Source organism: Ruegeria sp. CJ3 (assembly GCF_056536725.1).
The window spans coordinates 83,842-105,617 of sequence record NZ_JBQFQE010000005.1; the positions used below are offsets into that span (position 1 = coordinate 83,842).

A 21,776-nucleotide genomic window follows, 5' to 3' on the forward strand; every position below is an offset into this window, starting at 1 on the left:
GCGTCAGGTCCAATCCAGAACGACTTTGCCCGAGAGGCCCGATTTCATCGCGGCGAAGCCTTCGGCAAAGTCATCGACCCCGAACCGGTGCGTGATGACGCGGCTGACATCCAGGCCATTCTGCAGCATGGCGATCATCTTGTACCAGGTCTCGAACATCTCGCGCCCGTAGACGCCTTTGATGGTGATGGCCTTGAACACGATACGTGACCAGTCGACGGGGGATTTGCCGGGCGGAATGCCAAGCAGCGCGATCTTGCCGCCCATCACCAGCGCCTCGACCATCTGGTCCAGCGCGGCCTGCGAGCCCGACATCTCGAGCCCCACGTCAAAGCCCTGCGACATGCCAAGCTCGGATATGACATCCTGCAGATCCTCGGTGGTGACGTCGACGGTGCGTACCGTGGGCACCACATGCGTGGCCAGTTTCAGGCGGTCGGTGTTGATGTCGGTGATGACCACGTGCCGGGCGCCTGCGTGGCGTGCGACGGCGGCGGCCATGATGCCGATGGGGCCTGCACCGGTGATCAGCACGTCCTCGCCCAGCAGATCGAAGCTGAGCGCGGTATGTACGGCATTGCCCAGCGGGTCGAGGATGGCGCCGATCTCGTCTGGGATATCGTCGGGCAGGGGCACCACGTTGAAGGCAGGCAGGCGCAGATATTGCGCAAACGCGCCCTGTTCGTTCACCCCGATCCCGCGCGTGCCCGGGTCCAGATGGAACTTGCCGGCGCGGCTCTGGCGGCTATCATTTCCGATCAGATGCCCTTCGCCCGAGCAGCGCTGACCGATCTGAAATCCGGTTACATTGCGCCCGATCTCGACGATTTCCCCGGCGAATTCGTGGCCCGTAATCATTGGTACCGGCACCGTGGCCGAGGCCCAGTCGTCCCAGTTCCATATATGGATATCCGTGCCGCAAATGCCGGTCTTGTTGACGCGGATCAGAACCTCGTCTGGCCCGATCTCGGGCACCGGGGCCTGTATCATCCACAGGCCTTCCTCGGGTTTTGATTTTTCCAGTGCTTTCATGGTGTTGGGTCGCATCTGTATTACTCCCACAAATCGGTGGACAGGTATTTCAGACCACTGTCACACATCACAATCGCCACGCAGCCGCCTTTTTCGGGGCCGCGCAACAGATCAATCGCTCCGGCAAGGTTTGCCCCCGCCGAGTAGCCGGCGAAAATGCCTTCGGTCTGGGCCAGCAGCCGCGCCCCATCCCGGGCCGCGTTGCCCGACACGGACAGATGCCCGGCCAGCGAGGCGTCAGCCAGGTGAACCAGATCGCCCATCGCGTAGCCCCCGCCCTGAATCGGATGATTGGGGTTGCTGATGGCTTCTCCGGCGATGGCGCGCGCCCCTTCGGGTTCCAATGCATAGCAGCGCACCCCGTGCGGTGCCAGATAAGCGGTAACCCCGGCCAGAGTGCCACCGGATCCGGCAAAATCACAGAATGCAGTTACGGTGCCGCCGGATTGGTCCCAGATTTCTGGCCCGGTGCCGGTGGCATGGGATTTGGGATTGCCGGAATGGCCAAACTGATCGGCCCGAAATGCATTGCGCTCGGCGGTGATGTGTTGCGCGGCCTCGTCAACCAAGGCCAGATCCGTGCCCGATACCTCGCCGGGCTTGCTGCCTTCGGCTTGCGGAACGATGATAACTTCGGCACCTAGGGCGCGCATCATCCGGGCGCGTTCGACCGAGTTGCCCGCGCTCATGACTGCGACAAAGGGATGCCCCAGAATGCCGCAGACAATCGCCAGCCCGGTGCCCATATTGCCCGAGGTCAGTTCAACAACCGTCTGCCCCGGCAACAGGGTTCCGTCAGCGCGGGCGAGCTCGATGATGGATCGTGCGGCGCGGTCCTTTTTCGAGAACCCGGGCAGCAGATAGTCCAGCTTGGCCAGAATACGACCGTCCAGATCAAGCGCTCGGCAGATGCGGCTTAGCTCGACCAGAGGTGTGTTCCCGATGACCTCGATAACCGAGGGCAGTATCATGAGATGATCCCGAGGTCTTTGCCGACCTTGCCAAAGGCCGCCAGCGCGCGGTCTAGTTCGTCGCGGGTCAGGGCCGCGTTCATCTGCGTGCGGATTCGGGCCTTGCCGCGGGGGACGACGGGGAAGAAAAAGCCCGAGACATAGACGCCCTCGTCAAACAGTCTGGCGGCCATGTCCTGCGCCAGTTGTGCCTCGCCCAGCATCACCGGGATGATCGGGTGTTCGCCGGGCAGCAGGTCAAAGCCCAACTTCTCCAGCCCCGCGCGCCAGTATTTGGCGTTGCCGAACAGTTGCGCGCGCAGCATGTCGCCCTCTTCCACCAGTCGGATCGCTTCCAATCCGGCTGCGACGATGGATGGCGGCAGCGAGTTAGAGAACAAATAGGGCCGCGCCCGCTGCCGCAGCAGGTCGATCACTGGCTGCGGCCCGGCGATATAGCCGCCGATTGCCCCCCCAAGTGCCTTGCCCAAGGTTCCTGTAAGAATGTCCACGTCGACGCCGAAATGATCCGGCGTTCCGGCCCCATTCGGCCCCATGAAGCCGGTGGCGTGGCAGTCATCGACCATGACGATGGCATCGTATTTGTCGGCCAACTCACGGATTTTCGGCAGGTTGGCCAGATAGCCATCCATCGAGAACACGCCGTCGGTGGCGATCATGATGTGCCGCGCCCCGTCTTCGCGCGCCTGTTTCAGCCAGGCTTCGAGGTCGTTCATGTCGTTGTTCATGTAACGATAGCGCTTGGCCTTGCAAAGCCGAACCCCGTCGATGATCGAGGCATGGTTCAGGCTGTCCGAGATAATAGCGTCTTCGGGCCCCAGAAGGGGTTCGAACAACCCGCCATTGGCGTCGAAACAGGCGGCAAACAGGATCGCGTCGTCCTTGTTCAGAAACTTTGCCAGGCGCTGTTCCAACTCTCGGTGGATGTCCTGCGTGCCGCAGATGAAGCGGACCGAGGCCATACCGAACCCCTTGGGTTCCATCGCGCCCTTGGCGGCTTCGATCAGCGCCGGATGGTCGGCCAGCCCCAGATAGTTGTTGGCACACAGGTTGATGACCTGCCGGTCGCCCACCGTAATCTCTCCGCCCTGAGGCGAGGTAATCATTCGCTCGCGTTTATACAGACCTTCAGCTTCGATCTGGGCGAGTGTGTCCGTGATGTGGGACAGGAATGCATCTGCCATGGCGGCCTCCGGGTTGTCTGAGTCGCGTGTCTAACATAGCGGATGTAATTCCCAAATAGGAGAATTACAGTATGAAGGAAAAATATCCGTGAAGGCGGAATATTGCTGATATCAGGCGTTCTTGACGATCAGGAATACCCGCGCCGGTTCTGCGGCTGATATGGAATGCGCTATGTCAGCGGCATAGCGCGCGGTATCGCCCTGCCCAAGGTCTGAGATTGCCGTCCCCGAGGTGACACGGACCGCGCCCTCAAGTACCGTCAGTTGCTCGCGCGCGCCGCGTGCATGGGGCTGGCTGTTCAGGGCCCCGCCCGCGTCGAACTGAATGTCATAGACCTCGTGCCCGCCGGCCTCTTCCGGGGGGGAGAGGATGCGAATCCGGCATTTCTCGCCCATATTGTCGATGCTGGGCACCTCGGCGCTGCGCAGTACTTCGATCCGGTCGGCGTTTTCGCCATCTTCCAACAAACCGGCAAAGTCGACCTGAAGCGCACGGGTCAGATTCCACAAGGTCGAGATCGTCGGGCTGCTTTCGCCCCGCTCGATCTGACTGACCATTGACCGGGACACGCCGCTGAGGTTGGCCACGGCCTCAAGTGACAGCCCCTTGGCGCGGCGCGCTTCTTTCAGGCGGGCGGGCAGGCGGGTCAGGATATCGTCTGTGTTTTCCGTCATGACGGAATCCAATGCGCCTTGTGCGGCGCAATGTCAATTCCGGGCGTGACAGTGAGTCCGGTTTGCAAGCCATGCTGCGCCTGCATAATGCGCGTGATTGCAGGAGGAGATAGACATGAAAGATATCGTGATTCTGGACGGTGCCCGCACCGCGATCGGCACGTTTGGCGGGGCGCTGGCCTCGACCGCGCCGATTGATCTGGCGACAGTTGCCACCGAGGCGGCGCTGGAACGTTCGGGTGTCGACGGCGCGCAGATCGGTCACGTTGTCTTTGGTCACGTGATTAACACCGAGCCGCGCGATATGTACCTGTCGCGCGCTGCGGCGAGGCAGGCAGGCATCCCCGATGAGACCCCGGCGATGAACGTCAACCGCCTGTGTGGGTCAGGCGCGCAGGCCATCGTGTCGGCAACGCAATCCTTGATGCTGGGGGATGCTGATTTTGCCTTGGCCGGGGGTGCCGAAAGCATGTCGCGCGGACCCTATATCGTACCGCAGGCGCGTTGGGGCGCGAAGATGGGGGATGTCACCTCGTTGGACATGATGGTGGGGGCGCTCAACTGCCCGTTCGGCACCGGGCATATGGGTGTCACCGCTGAAAACGTCGCCGATGAGCATCAGATCACCCGCGAGCAGATGGATGCCTTTGCGGTCACCAGCCAGAGCCGCGCCGCAGCTGCCATCGAAGCGGGTTATTTCGACAGCCAGATCGCTCCGGTGCAGGTGAAGGTGCGGCGCGACATGGTCGATTTTAAGGTCGACGAGCATCCCAAAGCCACCACCGCCGAGGTTCTGGCCGGTCTGCGTCCAGTGTTCAAGAAAGAGGGCCGCGTGACGGCGGGCAACGCCTCGGGCATCAATGACGGCGCTGCGGCAATCGTTCTGGCCACCGCAGACGCGGCGGAAAAGGCGGGACTGAAGCCAAAGGCGCGCATTCTGGGTTATGCACATGCCGGTGTGCGCCCCGAGGTCATGGGCATTGGCCCGGTTCCGGCGGTGCAGAACCTGCTGGCCAAGACCGGGTTGTCGGCGGATGATTTCGATGTGATCGAAAGCAACGAGGCCTTTGCAGCGCAGGCGCTGGCGGTCAACAAAGAGCTTGGGCTGGATGCGGCGAAGGTGAACCCGAACGGGGGTGCGATTGCGCTGGGTCATCCGGTTGGGGCCACGGGCGCGATCATTACGCTGAAGGCTTTGTATGAGCTGGAGCGGGTTGGTGGTTCGAAGGCTCTGATCACCATGTGTATTGGTGGCGGTCAGGGCATTGCCATCGCTATCGAGCGGCTCTGATCCCGGGCCTTGCTGGGGGGCTGTCTGCCCCCCATCGCGCCGCCGGCGCGATTCCCCCCGAGGATATTTTGGGCCAGATGAAGCTGTGGGATCGGGTTTAGCCCAGCGCAGTGATTACCACCGCAACGGCCGCGCCCACCGCAGCGCCAATGGCTGCGGGCCAGATCATTTTTGGCAGGCCGGGGCTTTGTGAGTCGTCCTTTTGGGTCTGCGCGATCAGGGCGTTTTCCACCAAAGCGGGCAGGCGAGGCCCAAAGCGGGCCAGCACCAACGCGGTTTTGCCGAAATCCCGCAGGACGGCGCGGGGGCCGATCGATTTCTTTATGTAATCCTCGACCACGGGGCGCGCGACCTCCCAGATGTTCATGTGCGGGTCGAGTGAGCGCGCGACGCCTTCGACCACCACCATCGTGCGTTGCAACAGGATCAGTTCGGTGCGGGTTTCCATGCCGAAACGCTCGGTGACTTCGAACAGGTAGTTCAGCAGACGACCCATCGAGATATGGGTGGCGTCCATGCCGAAGATCGGCTCTCCGACTGCGCGCAGGGCGCGGGCGAACTCGTCGACGTCTTGATTGGCGGGGACATATCCGGCCTCGAAATGGACCTCGGCCACGCGTTTGTAGTCGCGGCGGATGAAGCCGAAGAGAATCTCGGCATAGACCCGACGGGTGTATTCGTCGATATGGCCCATGATGCCGTAGTCATAGGCGATGATGTCTCCGTTAGCGGCGACCTTGAGGTTGCCCTGATGCATGTCGGCGTGGAAATAGCCGTCACGCAAGGCGTGCAGCAGGAACAGGCGCAGGACCCGTTCAGCCAGATCGCGGCGGTTGTGGCCTGCGGCGTCCAGTGCGTCATTGTCCCCCAGTGGGATGCCATCGGCCCAGCTGAGCGTCATCACGCGGCGCGCGGACAGGGACCAGACCACAGGGGGTAGCCAGAAACCTGCGTCATCCTTGGTGTTGGCGGCGTATTCCGAGGCGGCGGCGCTTTCGAGGCGCAGGTCGAGTTCTCCGCGGACCACGCCGTCGAAATGTTCGATCACCTCCATCGGGCGCAGGCGGCGTGCGCCGGGGGCGCAGAGGGAAACGATGCGGGCGGCGAAATAGAAGGCGTCGACGTCCTTGCGGAAGGCACGCTCGATGCCGGGGCGCAGGACTTTGACGGCGACATCCTCGCCTGTGCTGGTCAGCTTGGCCTTGTGGACCTGTGCGATTGAGGCGGCGGCGATGGGTTCGCTGAAATCGCTGAAGATTTCCGAGACGGGCTGGCCCAGTTCCCGTTCAACCTCGGCCATGGCCTCGGCTTTGGAGAAGGGGGGCAGTTTGTCCTGCAGGACGCGCAGTTGTGCCGCCAGTTCGTCGCCGACAACGTCGGGGCGGGTCGAGAGTACCTGCCCGAACTTGATATAGGCCGGCCCCAAAGCCGTCAGTGCGCGGGTGGCGGGCGGCATTTCGGGGTCGCCCTTGTAGCCCAGCCATTGGAAAGGTTTGCCCAAAGCGTGGGCCACGATGCGCAGGGCGCGCGGGGCCTCGAACGCGTCCAGCACCACGTTCATGGCACCTGTGCGCTCCAAAGTGGCGCCCGTGCGGATCAGGCGGATGATGTTGTGAGGGCCACGCATCTAGATTTTCCAGCCGGAATGCAGCGCGGCGATGCCCATGCTCAGGTTGCGGTATTTGGCGTTTTCGAACCCGGCAGTGCGGACCATGCCCAGAAACGTTTCTTGATCGGGAAAATTGCGGATCGATTCCACCAGATACTGGTAGCTGTCGTAATCATTGGCGATCAGTTTGCCCATGCGCGGGATGACGTTGAAGCTGTAGAGGTCATAGAGCTTTTGCAGCCCGTCATTTGGCAATTGGCTGAATTCCAGCACCATCAGGCGGCCGCCGGGTTTCAGCACGCGGTAGGCCTCGTTCAGCGCCTCTTGTGGGCGCGTCACGTTCCGGATGCCGAATGAGATGGTGTAGACGTCGAATGTGTTGTCCTCGAAGGGCAGCGCCATGGCGTCGCCCACGACCCAATTGAGGCTGTCGGCCATTTGGTCGGCTTCGGCCCGTTGGCGGCCTTCGACCAGCATCGGCTCGGTCAGGTCCAGAACGGTGGCATGGCCATGGCCTGCGCGTTTCAGGAAGCGGAACGAGATATCTCCGGTCCCGCCCGCCACGTCCAGTAGGCGCTGCCCAGGGCGCGGGGCGAGCCAGTCCATCATCGCGTCTTTCCAGACCCGGTGGATGCCCATCGACATGACATCGTTCATCACGTCATATTTCGAGGCGACCGAGTTAAACACGCCTTGGACGCGCCCGGCCTTTTCAGCCTCGCGCACGGTTTCGAACCCAAAATGAGTTGTCTTGTCGCTGTTGTCGGACATTTGCCTTGCCGTTCGTCGAATTTCGCCTCTGTTATAGGGCCATAAGAGGCGGGCACAATGCGGCCCTTTGGAATAGGAGCCATGTAATGCCCGAATTGCCCGAGGTCGAGACAGTAAGACGCGGCCTGTCTCCTGCGATGGAGGGGGTGGTAATCGAACGGGCAGACGTGAACCGCCCCGATCTGCGCTGGCCGTTTCCCGACCGGATGGCCGAGCGGCTGAGCGGGCAGACGGTCCAGCGGTTGCGGCGGCGGTCGAAGTATATTCTGGCCGATCTCAGCAGCGGCGAGACCCTGTTGATCCATCTGGGGATGTCCGGGCGGATGACGGTGTCGGGCGATCCCTTGGGGCAGTTCGTGCATGACCATCCGGCGGCGCAAAAGCACGATCATGTGGTGTTTCACATGGCCAATGGCGCGCGCATTACCTTCAACGACCCGCGCCGGTTTGGAGCGATGGATCTATTGCCGACGGCCACGGCGGATCAGCACAAGCTGCTGTCGGTTCTGGGGCCTGAACCCTTAGGGAACGACTTTCACGAACAACACCTGATTGATGCGTTCAAAGGCAAGAATACCCCGGTCAAATCGGCGCTTCTGGATCAGGGAATCGTTGCGGGCCTGGGCAATATCTACGTCTGCGAGGCGCTTTATCGCGGCAAGGTGTCGCCACGTCGCAAGGCGGGGCAGGTTTCTGCGCCGCGCGTTGCGGCACTTGTGCCGATCATCCGGCAGGTGCTGCAGGATGCCATCGAGGCTGGCGGTTCGTCGCTGAGGGATTTCCGTCAAGCCGATGGAGAACTTGGATATTTTCAGCACAGCTTCGACGTCTACGGGCGCGAAGGCGAGCCCTGCCGGACCGAAGGATGCGGCGCGTCGATCAAGAGAATCACCCAGTCCGGTCGCTCATCCTTCTACTGTGCGCAATGCCAAAGATAGCTTGATCCAGCTTTTGCGCGTGATAATGAATCGTACCTGAACGGAACAACCGGAAGCTTACACCTCATGGCTTTTGAGACGATCATCGTCGAAATTGAAGACCACGTCGCCCTCATCAAACTCTACAGACCCGACGCAATGAACGCGCTGAACACCCAGCTGCTGGGTGAGCTGTGCGAGGCGTTGGAGGATGCTGACAAGAACGACAAGGTGCGCTGCATCGTCATCACCGGCTCGGAAAAGGCTTTCGCTGCTGGCGCGGATATCAAAGAGATGTCCGAGATGAGTTTTGTTGACGTGTTCAACATCAACCTGTTCGCGGATGCCAATGATCGCATCTCGGCCATTCGCAAGCCGATCATTGCGGCCGTGGCGGGCTATGCGCTGGGTGGCGGGTGCGAGTTGGCGATGTTGTGCGACTTCATCATCGCCGCCGATACCGCCAAGTTCGGTCAGCCCGAGATCAATCTGGGCGTCATTGCCGGGTTGGGTGGCAGCCAGCGCCTGACCCGTTTCGTGGGCAAGTCCAAATCGATGGACATGAACCTGACCGGGCGTTTTATGGATGCTGAAGAAGCCGAACGTGCCGGACTGGTCAGCCGTGTGGTTCCCGCTAAGAAACTGATCGAAGAGGCGACGGGTGCCGCCCAGAAGATTGCGGAGAAATCCCAGATCTCGACGCTTGCGGCGAAAGAGGCGGTGAACCGCAGCTATGAGTTGCCGCTCAGCGAGGGGATGCTGTTCGAACGCCGGGTCTTCCACTCGATGTTTGCCACCGAGGATCAGAAAGAGGGCATGGCGGCCTTTCTGGAAAAACGCGCGGCGCAGTTCCGCGACAAGTAATCCCGGCTTCGGGCGCGTAAACAGGCGGGCTTGGTCCCGCCTTTTTCATGGCCGCAGCGCGGGGTCAAGATTCCGCTTGGCAAACCCGCACAACTTGGATAGTAAGCGCCGCTATACATGCGCGTGCGGCCCGCCTGGCCCGACTCACACTCGTGATTTCTGATCCGGTGCGGATAATTCCCGTGGCGCGCAACCCAAGATAACCGTACCGAACAAAGGTCAAAGTCACATGGCAAATTCGCCCCAGGCAAAGAAACGCGCCCGTCAGAACGAAAAGCGTTTCGCCGTCAACAAAGCACGTCGTTCGCGCATCCGCACCTATCTGCGCAAAGTCGAAGAAGCGATCGCATCTGGCGACAAGGATGCAGCAACCGCTGCCCTGCGCGCAGCCCAGCCCGAGCTGATGCGCGGTGTCACCAAAGGCGTCTTCCACAAGAACACCGCATCGCGCAAAATGTCCCGCCTGTCGGCTCGCGTCAAAGCGCTGGGCTGATTCTGCCGGAAAGCGCGTCAAGCGTTGATCTGCGAAAAAGGCGTCGCCACGTGCGGCGCCTTTTTCATTGTTGCGCGAAAGCCGCGTCTTCACGAAACCGAGAGATTCTTTCGCCCCGAACCCCGAGTCAATATCAGAGTTTGATTGCCCGCGGCGGCACCCTGTTGTTACCACTAGATCAGCGATTCACTCGCTTGGGGGGACAGGCTGTTCCGGCGATCTGACTGACGGGCATCGGAAGGATCACGGGAACGAATGTTCGAAAGCTGGCTTTGGCCGGTTGGACGATCTGCTCTGGGTTTCGGGTATCCCGATAACTCTGGCCCTGTCGAAACATTGGAAGTCATGCGCATCCCGGTCTCCGGGGGCGTCCCCGTTACGGGGTGCTGCCCTATTGGGCTGCGCTGATCTTCGATCATACCCGCCAGACCCCATGGTCTGGTGCAGGTATCCCTGTGTGTGAACGCGTCATAAGACCCGGAAAACCGGGACACATTAATAAGGCCGCTGGGCCAATAAAGATGGGATGCGTGAGGCGCCGAATGACACAAGAGAAATGGGGACAGTTGCGGAACAAGTTGATGAAGGTTGTTGGTAAGAACAACTTCACCACCTGGATCGAACCTCTGAAATTTGAAGAGTTGCAGGATGGTGTGGCGGTGTTTTCTGCCCCGACCAACTTTATGGGCAACTATGTCAGTCAGAATTTTGCAGACCTCATTCTTTATGAACTGAACACATCCGGCGAATCCGTTCAGCGGCTGGCGTTCCGTACGGCGGCGAATTCTCCGGCGCGTCCGGCACAGGCCGAAGCCCCGAAGCCCGCACCGCAGCCTGCTGTGGTGGATGTGGCAAATGACGCGCTCGAGGCGCTTCAGGCGGCCCCGCTGGATGCGCGGTTCACCTTTGACAGCTTCGTGGTCGGCAAGCCCAACGAGTTGGCCCATGCCGCCGCGCGGCGCGTGTCCGAGGGCGGACCTGTCACCTTCAACCCGCTGGTTCTGTATGGCGGTGTCGGCCTTGGTAAGACCCACCTGATGCACGCCATCGCGTGGGAGCTGAAAACCAAACACCCCGAGCTGAACGTGCTGTACCTGTCGGCGGAACAGTTCATGTACCGCTTTGTGCAAGCCCTGCGTGAGCGTCGGATGATGGATTTCAAGCATCTGTTCCGCTCGGTCGACGTGCTGATGGTGGATGATGTGCAGTTCATCGCCGGCAAGGATTCCACACAGGAAGAGTTCTTTCACACCTTCAATGCGCTGGTGGATCAGAACAAGCAGATCATCATCTCGGCCGATCGCGCACCCGGTGAGATCAAGGATCTTGAGGACCGCGTGAAATCGCGCCTGCAATGTGGTCTGGTCGTCGATCTGCACCCCACCGATTACGAATTGCGTCTGGGCATCCTGCAGAACAAGGTGCAGCAATACGCCACCACCTATCCCGACCTGACCATCACGGATGGAGTGCTGGAGTTCCTCGCCCAGCGGATTTCGACCAATGTGCGCGTGCTGGAGGGGGCTTTGACCCGTCTCTTTGCCTTCGCCTCGCTGGTGGGTCGTGAGATTGACATGGACCTGACGCAGGATTGTCTGGCTGATGTGCTGCGCATGTCCGAGCGCAAGATCACCGTCGAAGAGATCCAGCGCAAGGTATCCGAGTACTACAACATTCGCCTCAGCGATATCATCGGCCCCAAGCGCCTGCGCTCATACGCGCGTCCGCGTCAGGTGGCGATGTATCTGTGCAAGCAACTGACCAGCCGGTCGCTGCCCGAGATCGGTCGCCGTTTCGGTGGCCGCGACCACACCACGGTGATGCATGGCGTCAAGCGGATCGAAGAGTTGAAAACCACCGACGGCCAGATCGCCGAAGATGTCGAGATGCTGCGCCGGTCGCTTGAGGCCTGAGGTCTGTCTGATTTCCCCAAGAACGCCCCGGACCCTCACGCCAGGGCGTTTTCTTGTGCGCATTAGTCCACGGTCGGACGGGAACTGAGCCCTGCCGGGCATGCACCCCTTGACGCTAGGGGTATTCCGACCCAGAAATCCATAAAAAATCCTTGTGCCTCAGGGCTGAGACGCTAACGTGCCAGTCCCGCCCATTTTCGGCACGCAAGTCAGAGGAACAGAGGGTATGAAGATCAGCATCGAACGCGGCACCCTTCTCAAGGCCGTTTCGCAGGCCCAATCCGTGGTTGAGCGCCGGAACACCATTCCGATCCTGGCCAACGTGCTGATCGAGGCCGAGGGCGATCAGGTGCAGTTCCGTGCCACCGATCTGGATATCGAGGTGGTCGACAAGGCCCCTGCGCAGGTCGAGAAGGCCGGGGCGACAACCGTTGCTGCAACAACCCTGCACGAGATTGTCCGCAAGCTGCCCGATGGCGCGCTGGTGACGCTGACCGCCGATAGTGCTGCGGGTCGTCTGACGGTCGAGGCGGGTCGGTCGAATTTCTCGCTGGCGACGCTGCCGAAAGAGGATTTCCCGGTCATGGCGTCCTCGGAATACGCGTCGAACTTTACCGCCTCGGCGGCGCTGCTGCGGCGGTTGTTCGACAAGTCGAAATTTGCGATTTCCACCGAAGAGACGCGGTATTATCTGAACGGCGTCTACATGCATGTGGCGGATGGGTCCGAAGGCGGCAAAGTGTTGCGCTGCGTGGCCACCGATGGCCACCGTCTGGCGCGGATCGATGCGGATCTGCCGGATGGCGCGGCGGACATGCCCGGTGTGATCGTGCCGCGCAAAACCGTGGGTGAGCTGCGCAAACTACTGGAAGATGACGAGATGGACATCGCCGTTTCGGTCAGCGAAACCAAGGTGCGGTTTGCGACGCCGGACATCACCCTGACCTCGAAAGTCATCGACGGCACATTCCCGGACTACACGCGTGTCATTCCGCAGGGCAACACGCGCAAGCTTGAGGTGGATGCTGCTGAGTTCGCGCAGGCAGTGGACCGGGTGGCGACCGTTTCGTCCGAACGCTCGCGCGCGGTGAAGCTGCAGTTGGATGGCGACAAGCTGGTGCTGTCGGTCAATGCGCCGGACAGCGGTGCGGCCGAAGAAGAGCTGGCCGTGGCCTATGGCGATGAGCGGCTGGAGATTGGGTTCAACGCCAAATATCTGCTGGAGATTGCGTCTCAGGTGGATCGCGAGAACGCGGTGTTCATGTTCAACTCAGCGGGTGATCCAACGCTGATGCGCGAAGGCAATGATCAGAGCGCGGTTTATGTGGTTATGCCGATGCGCGTCTGATCGCGCTGACGCGCGATGCCTCCGGCGGGAGTATTTTTGAAAAGATGAAGGGAGGGGTCATGGGATTGGCCCTGACCGAGCTTACGGTCTCGCACTTTCGGTCTCATAAATTGGCGCGGTTGTCATTGGATGGCCGACCGGTGGCGATCCATGGGCCGAACGGGGCCGGTAAGACCAATATTCTGGAAGCCGTGTCTTTGTTCTCGCCCGGACGCGGGATGCGGCGGGCGAGCGCGGCTGAGATGACTCGACGGCCCGAGGCGCTGGGATGGAAGCTGTCGGGACTGTTGCAGGCGCAAGGGCAGGCCTATGAGATCGAGACCTGGTCCGAAGGCGGCGCGGCGCGGCAGGTTCGGATTGATGAGAAGTCTGCGACACAGGTTGATCTGGGGCGGCTGGCGCGGGTTGTTTGGTTGATTCCATCGATGGATCGGCTCTGGATTGAGGGGGCAGAGGGACGCCGGCGGTTTCTGGACCGCATCGCGCTGAGCTTTGATCCCGCGCACGCCGAGACGTCTCTGACCTATGAAAAAGCCATGCGGGAACGCAACCGCCTGCTGAAAGAGCAGGTGCGGGACGCGCATTGGTATGCAGCGCTAGAGGGGCAAATGGCCGAGATGGGGTATCGCATTCACGCGTCCCGTCTGGCGGCGTTGGAGCATTTGCGCGGGGCGCAGGATCAGGCGGAAACGGCGTTTCCCTCTGCTGATCTGGAGTTGGTGCAGACCGAGGGTGCGATGCCCAAGACCGAGGGCGACCTGCGCGAGGCGTTGAATGAAAGTCGTTTTCGAGACCTGGCGGCGGGACGCACCTTGGTGGGGCCGCATCGGTCGGACCTGTATGGTGTTTTTGCTGCCAAGGGGGTTCCTGCCAAGGATTGTTCAACTGGAGAGCAAAAGGCGTTGTTGGTGTCGCTGATCCTGTCTAACGCACGAGCTTTGGCGGGGATGGTTGGCGCGCCGCCGATTGTGTTGTTGGATGAGGTGGCCGCCCATCTGGATGCGGGGCGGCGGGCGGCACTGTATGACGAGATTTGCGCGCTGGGTGCTCAGGCCTGGATGACGGGCACCGGGCCTGAGTTGTTTGCAGAATTGGGAGACCGGGCCCAGACGTTGATCGTTAGTGACAGCGGTGAGGGCTCGGTCGTGGCTTAGGCGGGCTCGCCGACTTTACGTTCCCACAGGAAGCCGCGCATCACCTCGTCCACCGGCGTTTGTGCCATGTGGTTGACGTAGTTCGACATGGTTTTCTGTGCGAGACCCAGCACAACGTCCAGAACCGCGCGGTGCGAGTAACCAGCGTCGAAGAAGGCCTGCAGCTGTTCGTCGGTCACGTTGCCGCGGGTCTGCATCATCTGCAGGGTGAAGGTGCGCAGCGCCTCAAGCTTGGCCGAGGGCAGCGGTGTTTCGTTACGCAGCGCTTCGGTGATGTCGTCCGAGACCTTCATCATCTTGGCGATGCCGGTATGGGCGGGTACACAATAATGGCACTCGTTTTCCACGTTGATGGTCTGCCAGACCACGGTTTTCTCGTCATTGTCGAAATCGGTCTGTGTGAAGAGGTGGTGCAGAACCTGATAGCCCTCAAGATGTTGCGGGCTTTCGGCCATGACCTTGTGCAGGCCGGGCAGGCGGCCTAAGGCGGCTTGTGACTTTTCCAGCAGCGGTTTGGACCCTTCTGGGGCGGTTTCGAGGTCGTGGGACGGGAAGTTTGCCATGTCAAAACTCCTGATTTTGGCGCGATGAGACAGAAATAGGGTTTATTGAGCGATCACTCAAGTATATATTTGAGCGGACGTTCAAGAATTGGTGATGACCATGCCCCGCAAACCTTCCTATGACCGGGATGCCCTGATCGAACAGGCGCGCGATATCTTTTGGTGTCAGGGCTGGGCGGGCACGTCGCTGAAGGACCTTGAGCGCGAGTTGAAACTGAAGCCCGGCAGCTTTTATGCGGCGTTCGGGTCCAAGGATGCGCTTTATGCGCTGGCGATGGACCGCTATGCGCAGGATGGCGTGGCGCGTCTGATGGCGCTGGCGGAAGAACTCGGGCCGCTGGCCGCGCTTAAGGCGCAGCCGCTGCTGGTGATCGCGGGGGCAGACGCTCGGGCCTGTATGCTGGCTAAGACCTTTGCCGAATTGCGCGCCAAGGATCACGATCTGGCCGATCAGGCGCGCGGGCATATGGCGGCTATGAAAGAGTGCTTTGCCACCCTGTTCCGGCGCGCGCAGGCGGCGGGTCAGATCGGCCCGGATCACGATCCCGACCGGCTGGCGGCGCGCTATCAGTCCGACATTCTGGGCCTGCGTCTGTCGGCCGAGCGCAGCGATGTGGATGCGCAGGCTATCGCCGAAGATATCGCTGCCGATCTCGACCGGCTCTGATCTGCCGGCCTGCCCCCAAGACACACAAAATCTTGGGGGAGCGCGTGACAATCCCCACCAGAGAACGTATAAGTTACGAAAATAATATAGGTACTCACGGCATGTCCGAAGACGCACAGGCACCCCAGGAATATGGCGCCGATTCCATCAAAGTTCTCAAAGGGTTGGAGGCCGTCCGCAAGCGCCCTGGCATGTATATCGGCGACACCGATGACGGCTCGGGTCTGCACCATATGGTGTATGAGGTTGTCGACAACGGAATTGACGAGGCGCTGGCCGGTCACGCCGACCATGTGACCGTAAAAATCCATGCTGATTCCAGCGTTTCGGTCAGCGACAACGGGCGCGGAATCCCGGTCGATATTCACCCGGAAGAGGGCGTGTCGGCCGCCGAGGTCATCATGACCCAGCTTCATGCGGGCGGGAAGTTCGATAGCAACTCGTACAAGGTGTCGGGCGGCCTGCACGGCGTGGGCGTTTCGGTGGTGAACGCGCTGTCCGATTGGCTGGAACTGCGCGTCTGGCGCAACGGCAAGGAACACATTGCCCGTTTTGAGGGCGGTGAGACGGCTGAGCATTTGAAAGTGATCGGTGAGTGCGGCGATCAGACCGGCACCGAGGTGCGGTTTCTGGCCTCGACCAATACGTTTTCGAACCTCGAGTATTCGTTCGAGACGCTGGAAAAGCGCCTGCGCGAACTGGCGTTTCTGAACTCGGGTGTGCGGATCATTCTGATCGATGAACGGCCCGCCGAACGGCTTGAGACCGAACTGTTCTACGAGGGCGGCGTCAAGGAGTTCGTTAAATACCTCGACCGGTCCAAGACCGCTGCGATGCCCGAACCGATCTATATCAAGGGTGAGCGCGACGACATCGGCGTGGAAATCGCCATGTGGTGGAACGACAGCTATCACGAGACGGTGCTGCCCTTTACCAACAACATCCCGCAGCGGGACGGCGGGACGCATGTGGCCGGTTTCAGGGGCGCGCTGACGCGGACGATCAACAACTACGCGCAGTCCAGCGGGATCGCGAAAAAGGAGAAGGTCAGCTTTACCGGCGATGACGCGCGCGAAGGTCTGACCTGTGTGTTGTCGGTCAAAGTGCCCGATCCCAAGTTCTCGTCGCAGACTAAGGACAAACTGGTCAGCTCCGAGGTGCGCCCGGCCGTCGAAGGTCTGATGAATGAGAAACTGGCCGAGTGGTTCGAGGAGAACCCCAACGAGGCCAAGACTATTGTCGGCAAGATCATCGAAGCCGCCTTGGCGCGTGAGGCTGCGCGCAAGGCCCGCGAACTGACCCGCCGCAAGACGGCGATGGATGTGAACTATCTGGCTGGGAAGCTGAAAGACTGTTCCGAGAAGGACCCGTCGAAGACTGAAGTCTTTCTGGTCGAGGGGGATTCCGCGGGTGGATCAGCCCAGACCGGTCGGGATCGGCTGACGCAGGCGGTGCTGCCCCTGCGCGGGAAAATCCTGAACGTCGAACGTGCCCGGTTTGACCGGATGCTGTCGTCGCAGGAAATCGGCAATTTGGTGATGGCGCTGGGCACCGGCATTGGCCGCGACGAGTTCAACATCGAAAAGCTGCGCTACCACAAGATCGTCATCATGACCGACGCCGACGTGGACGGCGCGCATATCCGGACGCTGCTGCTGACCTTCTTCTACCGCCAGATGCCCGAGCTGATCGAGGGCGGGTATCTCTATATCGCGCAGCCACCGCTCTATAAGGTTTCTCGTGGTAAATCAGAGGTTTACTTGAAAGACCAAGCTGCGCTGGATGACTACCTGATCCATCAGGGCGTCGAGGGCGCGGTGCTGAAACTGGGTTCCGGCGAAGAGATCATTGGCCAAGACCTGACCCGCGTGGTCGACGAAGCGCGGCAGTTGAAACGGGTGTTGGACGCCTTCCCGACGCATTACCCGCGCCACATTCTGGAACAGGCCGCGGTCGCCGGAGCTTTCGTCCCGGGCGCGGTTGACGCCGACCTTCAGGGCGTCGCCGACAAGGTCGCCGCCCGCCTCGACCTGATCGCGTTGGAATACGAACGCGGCTGGCAGGGCCGCATCACGCAGGATCATGGCATCCGTCTAGCCCGCATCCTGCGCGGCGTCGAAGAGGTCCGCACGCTCGACGGCCCCATGCTGCGCTCTGGCGAGGCGCGCAAGACCGGGTCGTTCACGCAAAGCCTGCAAGAGGTCTACAACACTCCCGCTACGCTGGTGCGCCGCGATCGAATGCAGTCCATCCACGGCCCACTGGACCTGCTGCGCGCGATTCTGGAAGAAGGCGAAAAGGGCCTCTCGCTGCAGCGTTACAAAGGTCTGGGTGAGATGAACCCCGACCAGTTGTGGGAAACCACGCTGGACCCGGATGCGCGCACGCTGCTGCAGGTCCGCGTCGACGACATGGTTGAGGCCGACGATCTGTTCACCAAACTGATGGGCGACGTGGTAGAGCCGCGCCGCGAGTTCATCCAACAAAACGCGCTGAGCGTGGAAAACCTGGATTTCTGAAGAAACTCGAATGATCGCGTCGCCACGGGTGGCGCGATTGTCAAAAGGCGATGGCGGATTCGGCGGGATATCCGGAACTTAGCGGACTTTCGTCGTTTCTTTGAAGCGGCTACCGCTTAATAGTCGGGATGCCGTTTGCATTTCGCCTTGCGAAAAGTTGATGGCGGAGACGAAGGGATTCGAACCCTCGAGACGGTTTCCCGCCTACTCCCTTAGCAGGGGAGCGCCTTCGACCACTCGGCCACGTCTCCGTTGGCGGGTATATCCTTGCATGTCGTCCGGATACAAGGCGATTTTCCCGGCTGGTCGCAATTTTCTGAGCCGCCAAACGGCGCTCGGATGCTCTGATGGCCATCCGTGATGGGGCGTGTCCGCTCAGAAACCACATTCGAACCAAGCCGGGCAAAACCGAAAACTTGCAAAACAGACTCGTTATGGCGCATATTTGCTTAGATTTATTAAATTCCACGACTAAACAGAATTAACTTTCTGAGGGACAGATATCGGGCTCGGGGCGGTTTGGACCCCAACAGAAACCTTTTTGGGGGAAAGGGAACTGGTTTTGGCCTGGTTAAGATTGTTTTTTGTTTTCATCGTCCTGTCGACGATTCCGGCGTCGACGTCTGCATCAATCGGGAAAGTTCTAAGCGTCAAGCAAGGCGCTGATGTCACTCGGGCCGGTAAGACCATTCGGCTGCGTGAGGGGATGGAGGTCGAGTCGGGTGACGCCATTGCGACCAACGGGTCGGGCGTGGTTCAGCTGGTGTTTGTTGATGAAACCAAGATCGCGGTTGGCCCCAATGCGCGGATGGTTCTGGATGTTTCCATGCTGCGCGGGAATCGCAAGGCGAAGAACTTTACGGTTCGGGCGCTGGGGGGCAGTTTCCGTTTTATCTCGGGCAAAAGCAGAAAACGCGCTTATTCGATCAAGACCCCGACGGCGACGATGGCGGTGCGGGGCACGACATTCGATATGTGGATCACCTCACAGAATCAGAGCGCCATGCTGGTGATCGAAGGCACCGTCCAGATGTGCGGGCGGCGCGGGTCCTGCCGATCGGCCAGTCGTCAGTGCAGCATGTTTGCCACCGCCCCCGGCGGGCAGGTGGGGCGCGCTGCGGATCAGCAACAATATGACAAGGCTCTGAAGGGCGGGTTCCCGTTCATCCAGTCGCAGAAAGACCTTCTGCCGCAATTTCAGGTGAGTGCTGAGGGCTGTGCCGGTGACGTCGCTGTGGCACCGAGGCGATCGGCCGAACCACGTCCGGAATCGCCGCAAAGGGCCGAGGTGCGTTCCGACCCGCCAGCCCGCGAGCGGCGTGCACCCGAACGTTCGGAACCGGCAAGGGCAAGCGCTTCGGCAAATGCGCAGGGCTCGACCAGATCCGAGATTGGTTCCGATGGCGGAGTGAGTGTTTCGGCCAGTCCAACTGGTGGCGGTTCGGGTGCTCAGGCCACCGCGACGGCGGGCGGCGTGACCGCAACGGCGGGCTGGTAGCGTATTTTCCCTTTCCCCCGGCGCCAGGGAGGCGAGTGTGGTGGGTAAAATCAAAGAGAAACTTGGCAGACGTCTGGCATTTCGACTGGTGGGGTTGGGGCTGATACTGCTCGGCTGCTTCGTCCGGGTCATGGACCCCTATCCGGTGCAGATGTCGCGGCTGATTTACTTCGATGTCCTTCAGCGGGTGGCGCCACGCAGCTACGATCCGGACCTACCGGTGCGGGTCGTCGACATTGATGAAAAATCGCTGGCGGAATGGGGTCAATGGCCGTGGCCCCGGACGCAACTGGCACAGATGGTCGCGCGTCTGGGTGACTACGGCGCTGCTGCGATTGCGTTCGACGTGCTGTTCGCCGAACCCGACAGGTATTCCCCCGCGCGGTTGCTGCAGGACCCCGCGTTGGCCGGACTCGTCCGGCTGGATCAGGCAGCCCGCGATCTGGACAACGATGTTAGATTTGGGGCCGAGATGGCCAACTGGCCGGTCGTTCTGGGTGTCGCGGCACGGCAGTCCGACAGCGGTGCCCCGGTTGTGCCAAAGGCCGGGCTGGTTGAAATCGGTGAAAACCCCGCGGCGGGACTGGTGCGTGTCGACCACTGGACATCGCTGGCCCCGCCGCTGGGGCAGGACGCAGCCGGGATCGGCGGGGTCAACGTGTCGCCGATCGGCGGGCTGGGCGTCGTGCGGCGGGTGCCGGTGCTGTGGTCCGGGCCGGATGGTGTTTTGCCCGCCTTGGGGATCGAGGCGCTGCGGGTGGCGATCGGAGAACCCGTCATCTTTGCCGAGGGGTCACAGGACGAGGTCGGCATCATGCTGAGCGTGGGGATCGGAGAGTTTCTGCTGCCCACCACCGAGCAGGGTGAGATCTGGGTGCGCTATCGGCGCGACAACCCGGGTCTGTACCTGTCGGCCTATGACGTGATGCAACAGGGGGACAACCCCGCGCTGCGGGCCGAGATTGAGGGCCGGATCATTCTGGTCGGGACCTCGGCGGCGGGCCTGTTCGACATGCGCGAAACGGCATTGGGCGAATCCGTGCCCGGAGTGTCAATCCACGCTCAGATCATCGAGCAGATCTTGCTGGGAGATATGCTCAACCGGTCCGATGTGACCTCGGCGCTTGAGCTGCTGGCCTTTGTGATCCTTGGCGTGGTGGTGACGGTGGTCATGTCCAGCTTTGGCGCGGTGGCGTCCTTTGTCGCGGGCGGGGTGGCGGCGGCGGCGGTGATGGCGATCAGCTGGCTGGCGTTTCAGAACCAGTCGGTGCTGTTTGATGCCACCTTCCCGCTGGCGGGTGGAATGGCCAATTTTGGGCTGCTGGCCGGATACCTGTTTGCCTCGACCGAGCGCGAAAAGCGGGTGATCCGCCAGACATTCTCGCATTACGTCGCCCCCGAAATCCTTGATGAGATGGAGGCCAACGGCCATCAGCTGCTGCTGGGGGGAGAGACGCAGGAAATCACCGTGATGTTTTCGGATATTCGCGGGTTCACGCCCTTGTCGGAATCGGTTTCGGCCACCGATCTTGTGACGCTGCTGAACGAGCTGTTCTCGGAGATCGGCGATCAGATTCTGGTCGAACGGGGCACCATCGACAAGTTCATCGGCGATGCGGTCATGGCATTCTGGAACGCACCCCTGCCGGTTGAGGATCACCCGTGCCGTGCCGCCTGGGCCGCGCTGAAGATGCGTGCCGCACTGACGACGTTTAACGCGTCGCCCATCATGCGGGGGCGCCCGCCGATCGCCCTGGCAACTGGTTGTGCGACGGGCGCAGCCTGTGTCGGCAATATCGGATCGCGGCGGCGCTTTAACTATACGGTGATCGGCGATGTGGTGAATGTTGCGGCCCGCATCGAACAGAACTGCCGGCATGTGGATTACGATATTCTCGTGTCCCGCTCGGTCCAGCGGGTGGCCAAATCCGACCTGGCGCTGCTGGAGGCCGGGCTTGTCGATCTGAAAGGCAAAAGTGAACCCGAGCCGGTCTACCTTCTGGTCGGAAACCGCGATCTTGCTCAGGGGGCAGAGTTTCAGGCCCTCAATGCGGCCCATTCCCGCCTGTTGATTGCGATTCGCGGGCGCGAACCACAAGCCGCTATTGCTGCGCTCTGCGATGAATGCCGCGCGTTATCCGCAGCGGTCGAGCCGGGACTTGAGGCTTTCTACCGGTCGCTGCCGGGCCGTATCGCAGATTTTCGGGCCGAGGCGCAGCCCGGGTCGGCCATGTTCACCCACCACAATGGCGCGCGCAAAGCCGCAGAATAGCGCGGTGGCGTGGTTTCAGGGATCAGTTCGCGAAC

The 21,776-nt window shown here is 61.2% G+C and carries 18 protein-coding genes and 1 tRNA gene; 11 read left to right on the top strand and 8 right to left on the bottom strand.

What is annotated here, in order from left to right; genetic code table 11:
• Window positions 1-3 precede the first annotated feature (3 nt).
• From tdh to ACR0J1_RS10725, 4 genes are all read right to left on the bottom strand, one after another.
• Window positions 4-1,032, bottom strand: a complete 1,029-nt coding sequence (gene tdh, locus ACR0J1_RS10710) for an L-threonine 3-dehydrogenase (RefSeq protein WP_480733043.1) — start codon at window positions 1,030-1,032, stop codon at window positions 4-6.
• Between the two features lie 20 nt (window positions 1,033-1,052).
• Window positions 1,053-2,003 (bottom strand): PLP-dependent cysteine synthase family protein, encoded by a 951-nt coding sequence (locus ACR0J1_RS10715; RefSeq protein WP_480732823.1) that lies wholly within the window; start codon window positions 2,001-2,003, stop codon window positions 1,053-1,055.
• A complete protein-coding gene (locus ACR0J1_RS10720) occupies window positions 2,000-3,187 on the bottom strand; it encodes a glycine C-acetyltransferase (RefSeq protein ID WP_480732824.1) in 1,188 nt (395 codons plus the stop codon). Before ACR0J1_RS10720 ends, ACR0J1_RS10715 begins: the two co-directional genes overlap by 4 nt.
• Window positions 3,188-3,298: 111 nt before the next feature.
• Entirely contained in the window at window positions 3,299-3,862 is a 564-nt protein-coding gene (locus tag ACR0J1_RS10725) for a helix-turn-helix domain-containing protein (protein ID WP_480732825.1), read from the bottom strand.
• A gap of 115 nt (window positions 3,863-3,977) precedes the next feature.
• Here ACR0J1_RS10725 and ACR0J1_RS10730 point away from each other — a divergent pair, with 115 nt between their 5' ends.
• Complete coding sequence (locus tag ACR0J1_RS10730; protein ID WP_480732826.1) at window positions 3,978-5,153, top strand: acetyl-CoA C-acyltransferase family protein; 1,176 nt, start codon at window positions 3,978-3,980, stop codon at window positions 5,151-5,153.
• 97 nt (window positions 5,154-5,250) lie between these two features.
• Here the strand turns inward: ACR0J1_RS10730 and ubiB are convergent, their stop codons facing one another.
• Complete coding sequence (gene ubiB, locus ACR0J1_RS10735; RefSeq protein WP_480732827.1) at window positions 5,251-6,780, bottom strand: 2-polyprenylphenol 6-hydroxylase; 1,530 nt, start codon at window positions 6,778-6,780, stop codon at window positions 5,251-5,253.
• Window positions 6,781-7,533 (bottom strand): bifunctional demethylmenaquinone methyltransferase/2-methoxy-6-polyprenyl-1,4-benzoquinol methylase UbiE, encoded by a 753-nt coding sequence (ubiE, locus tag ACR0J1_RS10740; protein ID WP_480732828.1) that lies wholly within the window; start codon window positions 7,531-7,533, stop codon window positions 6,781-6,783.
• Window positions 7,534-7,619: 86 nt separating this feature from the next.
• On the opposite strand from ubiE, the gene mutM reads away from it, so the two are divergent.
• The 6 genes from mutM (at window position 7,620) to recF (ending at window position 14,222) form a co-directional block, all read left to right on the top strand.
• Window positions 7,620-8,471: a bifunctional DNA-formamidopyrimidine glycosylase/DNA-(apurinic or apyrimidinic site) lyase gene (gene mutM, locus ACR0J1_RS10745; protein WP_480732829.1), complete on the top strand. Its 852-nt coding sequence runs from the start codon at window positions 7,620-7,622 to the stop codon at window positions 8,469-8,471.
• A gap of 66 nt (window positions 8,472-8,537) precedes the next feature.
• Entirely contained in the window at window positions 8,538-9,314 is a 777-nt protein-coding gene (locus tag ACR0J1_RS10750) for an enoyl-CoA hydratase (protein WP_480732830.1), read from the top strand.
• A gap of 229 nt (window positions 9,315-9,543) precedes the next feature.
• Entirely contained in the window at window positions 9,544-9,807 is a 264-nt protein-coding gene (gene rpsT, locus ACR0J1_RS10755) for a 30S ribosomal protein S20 (RefSeq protein WP_142638226.1), read from the top strand.
• Window positions 9,808-10,349: 542 nt separating this feature from the next.
• Window positions 10,350-11,720, top strand: coding sequence for a chromosomal replication initiator protein DnaA (gene dnaA, locus ACR0J1_RS10760; protein ID WP_480732831.1), 1,371 nt, complete (start codon window positions 10,350-10,352; stop codon window positions 11,718-11,720).
• 226 nt (window positions 11,721-11,946) lie between these two features.
• Window positions 11,947-13,068, top strand: coding sequence for a DNA polymerase III subunit beta (gene dnaN, locus ACR0J1_RS10765; RefSeq protein ID WP_480531676.1), 1,122 nt, complete (start codon window positions 11,947-11,949; stop codon window positions 13,066-13,068).
• Between the two features lie 59 nt (window positions 13,069-13,127).
• Entirely contained in the window at window positions 13,128-14,222 is a 1,095-nt protein-coding gene (gene recF, locus ACR0J1_RS10770) for a DNA replication/repair protein RecF (RefSeq protein ID WP_480732832.1), read from the top strand.
• On the opposite strand, the gene ACR0J1_RS10775 is transcribed toward recF, so the two are convergent.
• Complete coding sequence (locus ACR0J1_RS10775; protein ID WP_480732833.1) at window positions 14,219-14,785, bottom strand: carboxymuconolactone decarboxylase family protein; 567 nt, start codon at window positions 14,783-14,785, stop codon at window positions 14,219-14,221. The genes recF and ACR0J1_RS10775 overlap by 4 nt on opposite strands.
• Before the next feature lie 100 nt (window positions 14,786-14,885).
• Here ACR0J1_RS10775 and ACR0J1_RS10780 point away from each other — a divergent pair, with 100 nt between their 5' ends.
• The gene (locus ACR0J1_RS10780; protein ID WP_480732834.1) at window positions 14,886-15,452 is read left to right on the top strand and encodes a TetR/AcrR family transcriptional regulator; all 567 of its coding nucleotides are present in this window, start codon (window positions 14,886-14,888) and stop codon (window positions 15,450-15,452) included.
• 101 nt (window positions 15,453-15,553) lie between these two features.
• Window positions 15,554-17,971 carry a DNA topoisomerase (ATP-hydrolyzing) subunit B gene (gyrB, locus tag ACR0J1_RS10785; protein WP_480732835.1) on the top strand — a complete coding sequence of 806 codons (2,418 nt, stop codon included), beginning with the start codon at window positions 15,554-15,556 and terminating at the stop codon, window positions 17,969-17,971.
• 161 nt (window positions 17,972-18,132) lie between these two features.
• Here gyrB and ACR0J1_RS10790 read toward each other — a convergent pair.
• Window positions 18,133-18,222, bottom strand: a tRNA-Ser gene (locus ACR0J1_RS10790).
• 311 nt (window positions 18,223-18,533) lie between these two features.
• On the opposite strand from ACR0J1_RS10790, the gene ACR0J1_RS10795 reads away from it, so the two are divergent.
• Together ACR0J1_RS10795 and ACR0J1_RS10800 are read left to right on the top strand one after the other, a co-directional pair.
• Window positions 18,534-19,469 carry a FecR family protein gene (locus tag ACR0J1_RS10795; RefSeq protein WP_480732836.1) on the top strand — a complete coding sequence of 312 codons (936 nt, stop codon included), beginning with the start codon at window positions 18,534-18,536 and terminating at the stop codon, window positions 19,467-19,469.
• 40 nt (window positions 19,470-19,509) lie between these two features.
• Window positions 19,510-21,741 (top strand): CHASE2 domain-containing protein, encoded by a 2,232-nt coding sequence (locus ACR0J1_RS10800; protein ID WP_480732837.1) that lies wholly within the window; start codon window positions 19,510-19,512, stop codon window positions 21,739-21,741.
• Window positions 21,742-21,776 lie beyond the last annotated feature (35 nt).

Coding starts and splice junctions, on each gene's coding strand:
- tdh (WP_480733043.1), bottom strand. CDS start 1,032: ATGAAAGCACTGGAAAAATCAAAACCCGAGGAAGGCCTGTGGATGATA.
- ACR0J1_RS10715 (WP_480732823.1), bottom strand. CDS start 2,003: ATGATACTGCCCTCGGTTATCGAGGTCATCGGGAACACACCTCTGGTC.
- ACR0J1_RS10720 (WP_480732824.1), bottom strand. CDS start 3,187: ATGGCAGATGCATTCCTGTCCCACATCACGGACACACTCGCCCAGATC.
- ACR0J1_RS10725 (WP_480732825.1), bottom strand. CDS start 3,862: ATGACGGAAAACACAGACGATATCCTGACCCGCCTGCCCGCCCGCCTG.
- ACR0J1_RS10730 (WP_480732826.1), top strand. CDS start 3,978: ATGAAAGATATCGTGATTCTGGACGGTGCCCGCACCGCGATCGGCACG.
- ubiB (WP_480732827.1), bottom strand. CDS start 6,780: ATGCGTGGCCCTCACAACATCATCCGCCTGATCCGCACGGGCGCCACT.
- ubiE (WP_480732828.1), bottom strand. CDS start 7,533: ATGTCCGACAACAGCGACAAGACAACTCATTTTGGGTTCGAAACCGTG.
- mutM (WP_480732829.1), top strand. CDS start 7,620: ATGCCCGAATTGCCCGAGGTCGAGACAGTAAGACGCGGCCTGTCTCCT.
- ACR0J1_RS10750 (WP_480732830.1), top strand. CDS start 8,538: ATGGCTTTTGAGACGATCATCGTCGAAATTGAAGACCACGTCGCCCTC.
- rpsT (WP_142638226.1), top strand. CDS start 9,544: ATGGCAAATTCGCCCCAGGCAAAGAAACGCGCCCGTCAGAACGAAAAG.
- dnaA (WP_480732831.1), top strand. CDS start 10,350: ATGACACAAGAGAAATGGGGACAGTTGCGGAACAAGTTGATGAAGGTT.
- dnaN (WP_480531676.1), top strand. CDS start 11,947: ATGAAGATCAGCATCGAACGCGGCACCCTTCTCAAGGCCGTTTCGCAG.
- recF (WP_480732832.1), top strand. CDS start 13,128: ATGGGATTGGCCCTGACCGAGCTTACGGTCTCGCACTTTCGGTCTCAT.
- ACR0J1_RS10775 (WP_480732833.1), bottom strand. CDS start 14,785: ATGGCAAACTTCCCGTCCCACGACCTCGAAACCGCCCCAGAAGGGTCC.
- ACR0J1_RS10780 (WP_480732834.1), top strand. CDS start 14,886: ATGCCCCGCAAACCTTCCTATGACCGGGATGCCCTGATCGAACAGGCG.
- gyrB (WP_480732835.1), top strand. CDS start 15,554: ATGTCCGAAGACGCACAGGCACCCCAGGAATATGGCGCCGATTCCATC.